The 11985-nt window shown below is 44.4% G+C and carries 5 protein-coding genes; all 5 read left to right on the top strand.

The genetic code is table 11. The annotated features are described in order from the left end of the window. The first annotated feature begins 1 nt into the window (after position 1). The 5 genes from N6H18_RS01360 to N6H18_RS01340 all read left to right on the top strand — a co-directional run bounded on the left by N6H18_RS01360 (position 2) and on the right by N6H18_RS01340 (position 11978). Positions 2-1537 carry a glycosyl hydrolase family 28 protein gene (locus N6H18_RS01360; protein ID WP_262310052.1) on the top strand — a complete coding sequence of 512 codons (1536 nt, stop codon included), beginning with the start codon at positions 2-4 and terminating at the stop codon, positions 1535-1537. 26 nt (positions 1538-1563) lie between these two features. Further along, on the top strand, positions 1564-3015 hold the full coding sequence (locus N6H18_RS01355) for a sulfatase-like hydrolase/transferase (RefSeq protein WP_262310051.1): 1452 nt from the start codon (positions 1564-1566) through the stop codon (positions 3013-3015). 79 nt (positions 3016-3094) lie between these two features. Continuing rightward, a complete protein-coding gene (locus N6H18_RS01350; protein WP_262310050.1) occupies positions 3095-5608 on the top strand; it encodes a glycoside hydrolase family 95 protein in 2514 nt (837 codons plus the stop codon). A 225-nt stretch (positions 5609-5833) separates the two neighbouring features. After that, on the top strand, positions 5834-9325 hold the full coding sequence (locus tag N6H18_RS01345) for an alginate lyase family protein (protein ID WP_262310049.1): 3492 nt from the start codon (positions 5834-5836) through the stop codon (positions 9323-9325). Between the two features lie 28 nt (positions 9326-9353). Beyond that, positions 9354-11978, top strand: coding sequence for a glycoside hydrolase family 31 protein (locus N6H18_RS01340; RefSeq protein ID WP_262310048.1), 2625 nt, complete (start codon positions 9354-9356; stop codon positions 11976-11978). Positions 11979-11985: the final 7 nt, after the last annotated feature.

The following is an 11985-nucleotide window of genomic DNA, read 5'->3' as shown; positions in this document are numbered from 1 at the left end:
AATGAAGATAAACCTAAAAAATCTAAGTTACCCGCTTCAATGTTTTGGAGCAGGTGTGTTAGTGGCTAGTACATTGTTTTTGGCCTCCTGCGTTCAGCATACGCCAGCCAGTCAAACCGTCAGAGTCTATCCTGCTCCTGAGGGTGTTGAACTCTCACAAGCATTTACAGTGCAAGTGGAAAACAACGCAGTGCCTGTTTATAAAACAAAAATCCCACCGAATGGACCGATTCCTCGACTCAATCATTCTCGTAGCGAGTTTGGTTTTGCCTCTTTTGCTTCATTTGATATTAATGGAAAGGCAGAGATAAAGGTGACTTATCCTACCAAAGTAAACACCATAAAGGTGTTGCCCACCTCATATGACATAGTCCCCACAATAGATGGAAATGACATCTCATTTAGTGTGGAGCAGCTAGGCCACTTGACCCTAGAGGTCAATGGAGATTGGCATGAGTCATTGCACATCTTTGTCAATCCTTTTGAAGAAAATATTCCTGATCCAAATGATCCCAATGTAGTGTACTTTGGACCAGGTATCCACGATGTGACCCACCTTGCTGTGGGTGATGGGACGACAGTGTATCTAGCGGGTGGAGCCTATCTGCGATGTGGGGTAGATCCTGACCTAGAGCACCTAGACAAAATCATCGGACAGAATCAGACACCTCCAACCTTCTTGCTAGAAGGGAAGAACATTACAGTGAGAGGGAGAGGAATTATCGACCAGTCTGCGATTCCAAAATCAAAAAGAAGATATACCATCTTTGCCCAACATGCTGAGAATCTAAAAATAGAAGGGGTTACTATTTGTGACCCTAGTCACTGGACAGTGCCTATACAGGCCTCTGATCATATCCATGTCGACAACATTAAGATCATTGGGTGGCGAGGCAATTCAGATGGCGTAGATATCTCCAACAGCCGTGATGTATTGGTAGAAAACTGCTTTATGCGCACATTGGATGATGCCGTAGTGATTAAATCATTTGATGGGAAAGGAGAAGTAAAGAATGTTCATACACGCAAATGTGTGGTTTGGAACGAACTGGCTCATGCCTTCAGCATTGGAGCAGAGATACATGAGGATGTGAGCGAAGTACTATTCGAGGACTGTGATGTGATACATGACGTAGGTCGAGAAACAGCACTACGAGTCTACCATTGTGATGATGCGCTCATTAGCGATGTTACTTTTCAAGACATTAGAGTTGAGGAAGCCCGAAGACTCATTTCATGCTGGATAGGAAAGACACGGTGGACCGAATCCGAAGAGCGTGGAAACGTGCGGAATGTGACATTTAAAAACATCACGGCTACTTCAGCACCTATTGATACTACCCTGACTGGATTTCAGGATGGCACTGATTGGAAAACCTATATCATTAGAGACCATGCCAGCATGCAGTTGACAGGTTTTGACGACACTCATACAGTCGAAAATGTAATTTTTGATGACGTGATTTTGGATGGGAAGAAAGTGGTATCGGAGCAGGTGAAGACAAATGAATTTGTAAAAGATGTCCACTTTAAGTGATGTCTAATCGAATAAAGAATAAAACAATGAAGCGTACCAAACTGTGTTTAGTATCTATTCTAGTGATGGCGGTATTTTCTTGTAAACAACAAAATACCACTGCACAGGATCAACCCAATATTGTCGTGATTCTATGTGATGATCTGGGCTATGGAGACTTGTCATCTTATGGACATCCAGTGATCCAAACACCAAATCTGGACAACATGGCTGCCAGGGGCATTCAGTTTTCGAATTTTTATGCAGCTGCACCAGTTTGCTCGCCTTCTCGTGTTGGTTTGATGACAGGTAGGAGTCCCAATCGCGCAGGGATTTACGATTTTATCATCGGAGGAGAAAAGCCTAGACCCAACAATCGCGACTTGGTACACATGCAAGCAGACGAGGAGACCATCCCTGCACGACTAAAGTCAGTAGGCTATGCGACTTGCTTGTCTGGCAAGTGGCATTGTAGTTCGTTGTTTAACAATCCTGAAAAACAGCCCACCCCGGACCATTTTGGATTTGATCATTGGTTTGCCACGCACAACAATGCCGCACCAAGTCACGAAAACCCTAGAAACTTTGTAAGAAACGGTGAAGAAGTGGGAGAGATCGAAGGATTCAGTTGTCAGATTGTAGTAGATGAAGCCATGAGCTGGCTGGATCAAAAGCCTAAGGATCAACCTTTTTATCTCCAAGTTACCTTTCATGAGCCACATGTACCAGTTGCTTCTCCTCAGGAATTGGTTCAAAAGTATTTGCCTCAAGCACAAAACGAAAACGAGGCACAGTATTTCGCTAACGTAGAGAATGTGGATTTGGCAGTGGGGCGTTTGATGGATTACCTCACCAAAAAGGGGTATGATGACAATACACTTGTGATTTTTACCTCCGACAATGGCCCTGAGACATTAGGTCGATATGAAAGAGCCTACCGATCATATGGATCACCTGGCGAGCTCAAAGGCATGAAGCTATGGACAAATGAAGCGGGATTTAGAGTGCCTGGCATCATGTACTGGATGGGCCAACCGATGTTTCAAGGCAAGTCGGATGCTGTGATTTCTTCTTTGGATTTCATGCCAACCTTCTGTGAGCTGGCAGGGGCGGAATTACCCAAAAATGAACTGGATGGAGAATCTATGGTGTCAATGCTCAAGACCGGAGTGTTTGAACGCAACAAGCCATTGTTGTGGGCTTTTTACAACGCACTCAACGATCATGTAATCGCCATGCGTGATGGGGATTGGAAGATCATGGCCAGGTTGAAGTACGATTCTGCCTATTTACCCAAAATGTTGAACATCTATCCTGGCAATGTGGATTCTGTAAAAAGTGCAGAATTGGTGGATTTTGAGTTGTACAGCATGGTAGAAGACAAAGGGGAAACCAAAAATCTTGCAGAACAAAATCCAGAGCAATTCGCCAATATGAAGATGCGGTTGGATAAAGAATACCAAGAATTGCTAGCTGGTAGTCACGTCTGGGAGAGATAGATGAGAGTACGCAAAAGGGCAATTTTTACATTCGAGATGAAATAGAATGAGGTTACTAAAAAAATCAACTGAGGATAAAGTGTCGAAAAATTGGCTACTGGGTTGGGCTGTGGTGATGGTCTCACTACTGACTACTTGTGGACCAACAGAAATGTTGAACAAGGATATGACACTGTGGTACACTGCTCCAGCTGCTGACTGGAATGAAGCCTTACCTATTGGCAATGGGCGGTTAGGAGCGATGGTATTTGGCATACCTGAGAATGAAAACATTCAACTCAATGAGGGGACTCTTTGGTCAGGAGGGCCACATCGAAATGACAATCCTGAGACCAAGGCGATATTGCCTGAAATTCGTCAGCTTCTTTTTGCAGGCAAGTACAAAGAAGCACATGAACTAGCCAATGCAAAAATCATTTCCCAAACCTCTCATGGTATGCCGTTTGAGACAGCAGGAAATCTTTATTTGAACTTTGCTGGACATGAAAATCACAACAATTATTACCGTGAGTTGGACATCAGTACTGCCATCCAAAAGACTATTTATTCAGTGGATGGTGTTGATTACCAAAGAGAGGTTTTTACTTCTTTTGCAGATCAGGTGTTGGTAGTAAAACTTACTGCCAGTGAGCCTGGTCAGATCAGTTTTGCAGCGTCGATGGATCGTCCCAATCCTTCGTTTTTTGAAGTGAAAACCGAAGGAAAAGATGTGCTGAAAATGGAAGGAAGGAGCAACGATCGCAAAAACAAGCGTTTGCCCAAGGAAGCGCTAGGCACCAAAGGCCAAGTGAAGTTTGAGACTCGGGTAAAGATCGTCCCAGAAGGTGGTACCATCATGGCTGGAGATACGGCATTGACTGTAGAAAAGGCCAACAGCGTTACGCTCTATGTAGCAATTGCAACCAATTTTGTCAATTATCAGGATATCAGTGCAGATCAGCATGAGCGTGTGATGAATTACCTCGGAGCTTTGGAAGGCAAGAGCTATGAAGAATTGAAAAATGCCCATATCGATCATTACCAGCGGTTTTTCAATCGGGTGACTTTAGATCTCGGAGAGTCTCCAGCGGCAGAAAAGACCACCGATCTGAGGATCAAAGATTTCAGTTCATCGTTTGATCCGTCGCTAGCTGCACTTTACTTTCAATACGGTCGGTATTTACTCATCAGTTCCTCACAACCGGGAGGACAGGCATCCAATCTTCAGGGTATCTGGTGTAACCAGCTCGATCCACCTTGGAAAAGTGCCTATACGATCAATATCAATACTGAGATGAACTACTGGCCAGCGGAGGTGACCAATCTCCCAGAGATGCATGAGCCACTGATCGAACTAGTCAAAGACCTGTCTGTGGCAGGCCAAGAAACAGCACAGGTGATGTATGGTGCAGAGGGTTGGGTGACCCATCACAACACAGACCTATGGAGAATCTGTGGACCCGTAGATGGTGCCACGTGGGGTATGTGGCCCATGGGGGGCGTGTGGCTTTCGCAGCACTTGTGGGACAAGTATGCGTACAGTGGTGATTTGGAATACCTGCGCGAAGTATATCCCGCCATGAAAGGTGCGGCGGAGTTTTGTCTCAGTTTTTTGACCCCAGAACCAGAAAATGGTTGGTTGGTGATGGCTCCCTCGACCTCTCCAGAAAACCGCCCAGCTCACTTCCCTAACATGGTAAATATTGCCTATGGTACCACCATGGATACCCAATTGGTGTATGATTTGCTCACCAAAACGGCAAAATCGGCTAATCTATTAGGTACGGATGCGGGATTGATTCAGAAAATAGAAGAAACCCTACCACAGTTGCCTCCTATGCAAATTGGTCAGCATGGTCAGTTACAAGAGTGGCTGACAGACTGGGACGACCCTGAGGATCACCATCGACATGTATCACATCTGTATGGCTTGTATCCTTCCAATCAGATTTCACCCTACCGAACACCTGAGTTATTCGAAGCAACAAAAAATGTATTGACATACAGAGGCGACCCTTCTACAGGATGGTCCATGAACTGGAAAATCAATCTGTGGGCGCGCCTATTGGATGGTAATCATGCTTACAAACTGATGGAGGAACAAATCAAATTGGTAGGAAGGCCAGATTCACCTAAAGGTGGTGGAACCTATGCTAACATGCTGGATGCCCATCCTCCCTTTCAGATAGATGGCAATTTCGGATTTACTTCTGGGCTGACGGAAATGCTGATGCAAAGTCATGATGGAGCCATTCACTTGATCCCAGCACTACCAGATGTATGGGTAGATGGTCAGGTGAAGGGGTTGCGTGCTAGAGGTGGTTTTGAAATCTTAGATATGCAATGGCAGAAAGGGGAGTTGGCCAAGGTCGTGATCAGATCTACGCTCGGAGGAAACTGCCGCGTACGTACATACAGCGAATTGAGGTTTGACGACAAAAGCAATCTGCTGCCAGCTGTTGGTGTGAACCAGAATCCATTCTATCAATTGCCTGATAATCAGAATACGGTGGTTTCTAAATCGGCAGATTTGAATCTAACCATATTGCCAACGAGCTACTTGTATGACATACCGACTCAGCCTGGTCAGGAGATAGTATTGGTAAAAAAATAAGAGATATCAAAAAAAATATGTGTTTCAGAAGTATGAACACAAGTGACCTGAAGTATTTGGATTGAATGTCAATTCATAAACAAAGATTATTCTTATGAAATGAACATAAGCAGACCGACCGAACCGACGTGGAGCGGATGAATATTAAGAACTGAAAACCTTCATCCTACAGGAAAACTTTGCCTTGGGAATTCCATGTAGCCATAAAATTTATAAAATACACACATGAAATTTAATTTTTTAGTCATCGTCCTTTTGCTATCAACCACCCTTCGAGCCCAGCAGCGACTAGACGTAGGTGCGCAGGATTTTTCGGACTGGTCGGGATTCATCAAGACCGCCAAAAGTGAAGGGAGTTTCACAAGTGGTTCTACGGTTTCGTATCGCTATCCTGATGGTCAAGTGAGTTACCAGGGTTTTAGAAAGTACTATAGCAATGCGTCAGATTGGAGTAGTTATGCTGGATTATCATTTGATATTTATCAAAAAAATGAGTCCCCTTTGGAGGTTGTCGTAGCACTGAAAGTGGCACAAGAGGATGAAGAGGATTTGAACCCAGTGAGCAGCGCCAGAATCCAATTGGTAGGGAAGGGTTGGCAGACGGTGTATGTCCCATGGGATTTGCTCGATGTGAGTGAAGGCCAAAAATGGGGCACATTGCAGGGTATCAAGACCTTGGAGATCATGGCAAAATCTTCCAAAAACACCAAACTATTATTGCGTAATGTTAGTTTGACCAAAGGAAAACAAGTGTCATTGACCTCTAAAGTTCAAGGCAAGTCTGCTGTAGCAGGTGAAGTAGTCGTGTATGAGATAGAAGTTGGCAACCCAACTTTGCAAGTGCAAAAAGTGCAATTGATGTTTGCTCGATATGGCTGGGAGTCGATGGTTGCTTCTATAGATTCATCCCAAATAGTTTTGGCTCCCAATGAGGTGAAAAAATGTCAGGTTGAGGTTCGTATTCCTAGAGGCTTGCCTGAGGGTGTGCGAGAAAAACAAGTGCTCAAAGCCGTGGCGAATGGTCAAGGAGCTGCTGGGGTGTCATTGGAGTTGACTACAGCTGTGACTGTGCCTCATCCCAACATTGTCTTTACTACTCCCAAATGGGAAGAAGTAAAAAACAAGATAAGCCAATATGAGTGGGCCAAACAAGGCTTAGAAACCTATGAATCCAAAGCATCTAAATGGAAGGTTCCCGAAATAGCTACCGCACTGCCTAAAACGAACACACATTTTGGCAGGTATTTGTTTCATTTCAACGAAGGGAGTAATGTGATGAATTGTGCCATTGCCTATCGACTCACTGGGAAGCAGGAGTATGCCGAAAAATGTGCGCTGTTTTTGCGAAGACTTACCAATATGGACAATGGCTATCCAACTACATTTCGGGTCAACCAAAATAATTTTGTAAAGGAAGGTGGTGTCTTTCAGGATGTTGCCAGAGCCTATGATATGATATACGATGCAGGAGTTTTGAGCCGGCAGGATCATGATCTGATCGAGCACACCTTTCGTCTATACATAGAGACAGTCCAAATGGGTAATGATGAGGGAGGCATAGGCAACTGGGATTTGAGCGAATTGACGGGGGCGTTTTATTGTGCGCTTGCTATTCAGGATTGGCACCTTGCCGACGCGATACTCCATGCTCCTACAGGTATTATCCAGCAGTTTGCACAGGGAGTCATGAGTGATGGATGGTGGTATGAATGTTCGGTGGGTTACAACATCTGGTGCGCAACCATGTTTTCAGAAGCAGCTATTGCATTGGAACCTTGGGGTGTCAATTTGAAGGATGTTCAATTTCCTATTGGTACTACTTCGTATTATTCCCTCATGCCGTCCCGTATGAAACCAGGTCTATATGGCATGAACTTTAATAAGTGGGGCAACATTGGCAAAAGCAGCATTGGGATTAAAGATATGTGGGATGCATTGATTCCTTTTTTGGATTACCGAGGGGTGATGTTTGCCGTGAATGATGCCCGTGAGGACTTGGTAACAGGTGAACCCTACGAACTGGCCTATTATATCTATAGAGATCCAGAGTACGCAGTAGTAGTGGGGAGGAGCAAACAAAGGAACCTACTTTATGGAGTACCTGAGCTGGCAGATGTCGCATCAGAAAAAAACAAACAGTCAGCCTATGCGGACAACATCGGTATAGTACAACTGAGATCGCAGACAGCAGACAGACCTCAGCGTGAGCAGATACAAGCAGCGCTGCACTACGGATCACATGGAGGATATCACGGGCATTTTGATAGAACGAACTTCTTGAGTATGATGCGTTATGGGCGTAGTTTTTACAATCCCGAAATGATCTGGTACAGCTATCCCAATTATGTCTACAAGTTTTTGGTTCAAACCTCCATGACAAAAAACATGGTGGTCGTGGATCAAAAAATGCAAGAGCCGCAGGAAAGCGCCAGAATCCTATTTCATACAGGCAAAATGATGCAAGCGACCGCTGTGGAGACCACAGCTCGATGGAGCCACCCTCCCTATGGAGGGATGGTGTATGGAGACAAAGAAGGGGTTTCATTCGCTGAAAAAACATGGCAAGAAGGTAGGTCCATAGAAGTACCAACCGATGCTCCAGCCTATGGTGCAGTGACTGGATATACAGAGCCAGTACTGCAGCGTCGCTTGATGGTGATGATGGATGATTATGTGCTGCTCGCTGATTACCTAAAAGCAGAACAGGAACATACCTATGATTGGTTGATGCAGATGAAGGGCTTCAAGGAGTTGAGTGCCGACCAAAAAACATTGGTACGTCATGACAATCAGATGAGCACGGATCCTTTGAGTGCAGCTCAATTTTTCACGGATTGTGATTGGTACCACACAGAAGGTACAGCTAGAACAAAATTTGAAATGTGTTTTGGCGAAAGATGTGATAACAGTGGGACATTGATGCTTCATAGTGAGGACGGGCCGTTAAAAATTGATGTCTTTAATGCTTGGCCATTGCAAAATGACATCATGCTGGCTATGCCAGCAGAAGCACATAATGTCGCCAAGTCGCTGTGGTACACAGTGGAGGCAGATGATCAGGTGCTGGTCAATGACAGCACTGGTGCATGGGTGTTGGGCAGCAAAAACATAGATGTAGACATCACAGACAAAAAACGATTGGTATTGACCTCAGCGATAAGCAATTCAAACAAAAAGACAATCTTCTGGGGAGACGCCAAACTGATATTGAAAGATGGGTCAGAGCAATTGCTTTCTTCACTTCCGGTAATGTATGACAACATCATCATCCCCCGTAGCAAAGGAAAGGACTACTACGATGGACCTGTGAAGATTGCAGGGGAGTTGATGCCACATTCTTTGCCTGGGATGCCCGAAAATGACCAGGAGAAAGGAATCATTACTGTTGATCTATCGGCAATAGACGCTGTGAGATTTCAAGCCAAAATAGGCGGAGACTATCCACTCGGAGATGAAAGCGAGAGACGAAAAACCATGGCTGTGAGAACCCAAGGCAAAGAAACGAGCTATTTGTCAATCATTGAGCCTTATGAGACAGAGTCAGCCATCCAATCAGTAAGGGCTAAGAGTGCCAACGAGTTGGTAGTCGTGCTCAAGGACGGTAGGTCGCAAGAGATTACGATATCAGGCTTAGAAAGCGAAAATGCTGCCCTGAAAGTATCAGTGAAAGAATTGAAGAATGGAAAAATAATCCGAAAGGAAGAAACTACTAAGTAATTAAGATAGGATGCAAAATTTTCGAAAATTGAATAGGATAATATTTGGGCTTAGTTTCTTGTTTATCGGGGTGGCCGGGTGTAAGTCAACTTTTGTACATCAGATAGCACAGTCCGCTCAGGGGGTCACCATTTACATCGACAGTCTTACGTTACAAATTGACATCATAGACAAAGCCATTGTCCATGTCCGAAAAGGATTGACTATGGATAGCATGAAGACATCGGTGCCTGACTATGTCACTGTTTTGGAACCACAGCAGGTAGCATGGGAGCTTTCCGAATCAAAAGAGCAAGTAGTGATTGATACCGAGGCCTTAAAGATTTTGGTAGACATGGATGGAGTTGTCCGATATCAGTCAAAAGATGGCGAGCTTCTCTTGTCCGAAACCAATGAAATGACTTACCTCAACCCAAAGGCTGAAGGCAATGTAGTTTCGCAAGCTTTCGTGGCTGGAGATGAAGCACTGTATGGTCTAGGGCAATTCCAAAGTGGCATTATGAATTGGAAAAATGTTCCCATTCGTCTGCAGCAGTACAACCAGGAAATCGCCATACCATTTTTGGTATCCACCAAAAACTATGGCATCTACTGGCACAACTATAGCCTTACCGATTTCAACGAAACCCAAAAGGAAATTGAGTTTGTCACAGACCAAGCAGTGCAAGCCAAGAGCAACGAACAAGTCGTACCTGTAGATGGCGAAAAGGAAAATGTAGCGGCATACGCGACCAAGGAAGATGAAGAGAAAAATATTCGCGAAACTACGTTTACTCCCCAGCAGTCAGGCGAATACACATTCATGGCCTTGAGCGATAATAATGGCCGTATGCGTGGAGAGATCAAGGTGACAATAGATGGCGAAGAAGTGATTTATTACTCCACGATCTGGATGCCTAGAAGATACTCTGGCAAGATGATGTTGGAAGCAGGCAAAACCTATAAAGTAGTATTTCAAAACACAGGTGCGAAAATTTCCGGAAGATTGTTCTACAACGAGCCAAATTTCAATAAAACGGTGTTTAGTAGCTTAAAAGGCCATACGATTGATTACTATTTTGTACATGGAGAAAATCCAGGTGAAGTGATTGCTCTCAATCAAAAATTGACAGGAAAAGCCCCTATGTTTTCTAAAGCGTCTTATGGTTTTTGGCAGTGCCGCGAAAGGTACCACGACCAAGAAGAGTTACTGGTGAATGCACGTGAAATGCGTGAAAGAGAAATTCCAGTAGACAACATTGTGCAAGATTGGTTTTATTGGCCAAAGGGTACGAAGGGCCCAGAGTGGGACAGAGACAAATATCCTGATGCTAAAGCGATGGTGGATGAGCTGAACGAGTTGCATATGAAACTGATGGTTTCCGTATGGCCTGAGATGAAAAATGAGCGTCTCGAATCAAAGTACAATCTCTCAAAAATCAAAGGCAGTAATTATGTGGATATATATGACTCGGGAGTCCAAGAGCGATTTTACAGAGTGTTGAGCGATTCCATGTTTCATTTAGGAGTAAGTTCGATTTGGTTGGACGGAACAGAACCAGAAGGGGTGACCGATACCAAAGCGATGACTGCCGTGGGAGCTTTCGAGAACGTGCAAAATCCTTATTCGCTTTTAGTGACCAAGGCCATGTATGATGGTCGAAGAACAGAATTCCCAACTGAGCGTGTGTTTAACCTCACTCGTTCGGCTTATTCTGGACAGCAGCGATACGGTGCTACTTCTTGGTCTGGAGATGTGGAGGCCTCTTGGGAGCAGTTTTCAGAACAGATTGCTGCAGGTCTTAATTTTACCATGGCAGGCGTGCCGTATTGGACACATGATATTGGAGGTTTTTTTAGAGATTCGAAATCCATCAATCCTGATTTTGATGACCAATACACCAATCCTGAATACATCGAATTGCTTACGCGTTGGTTTCAGTTTGGGGCATTCAGCCCAATCTTTCGTATCCATGGCTATGTGTCTGAGACGGAGATTTGGAGATATGACGAAGCTTTTGAAGCTACTGCACGCAAGTTCATCGATCTGCGCTACCAGCTCATGCCTTACATCTATTCACAAGCATGGCAGATCACTAGCAACAGTCGACAACTGATGAGTCCTCTGGTCTATCATTATCCAGAGGATAAAAACACTTGGGGGATCAAAGACCAGTTGTTTTTCGGAGAGTCGATCATGGTGGGTTTGGTGACCGAATATGAACAGCGCGAAAAGGACATCTACCTGCCTGCTGGAGATTGGTACAACTACTGGACAGGAGAAAAATTACATGGTGGCACTACCATTCGAGTGAGTGCGCCATTGAGTGAAACGCCCATGTTCGTGAAGGCAGGGTCTATTATTCCATTCGGTCCCAAAGTACAGTATGCCACACAAGAAACTAAGGAGCCGTTGAAACTCAAAATTTACCCTGGTCAGGATGCTGAGTTTGTACTCTATCTGGATGACAATGAGAGTTATGACTATGAAAAAGGGGAGTATTCACAACTATTGATTTCATATAGTGAGAAGAACCAAGAAGTGACCATTAGAGAAGCAGCGGGAGACTACATCGATTTTGCTCAAAAACCAATGGACTTGGTGGTAGAAGTGATCGGTGGCAGTTCGAAAGAGACGAGATACGCAGGTGTAGAATTGAAAATTTCCCTTTGATGAAAAT

The organism is Reichenbachiella agarivorans (assembly GCF_025502585.1).
Lineage (GTDB): Bacteria > Bacteroidota > Bacteroidia > Cytophagales > Cyclobacteriaceae > Reichenbachiella > Reichenbachiella agarivorans.
Note: the sequence above shows the minus strand (reverse complement) of the source record. Positions and strands in the feature narration are given on the sequence as shown.

Coding starts and splice junctions, on each gene's coding strand:
- N6H18_RS01355 (WP_262310051.1), top strand. CDS start 1,564: ATGAAGCGTACCAAACTGTGTTTAGTATCTATTCTAGTGATGGCGGTA.
- N6H18_RS01345 (WP_262310049.1), top strand. CDS start 5,834: ATGAAATTTAATTTTTTAGTCATCGTCCTTTTGCTATCAACCACCCTT.
- N6H18_RS01360 (WP_262310052.1), top strand. CDS start 2: ATGAAGATAAACCTAAAAAATCTAAGTTACCCGCTTCAATGTTTTGGA.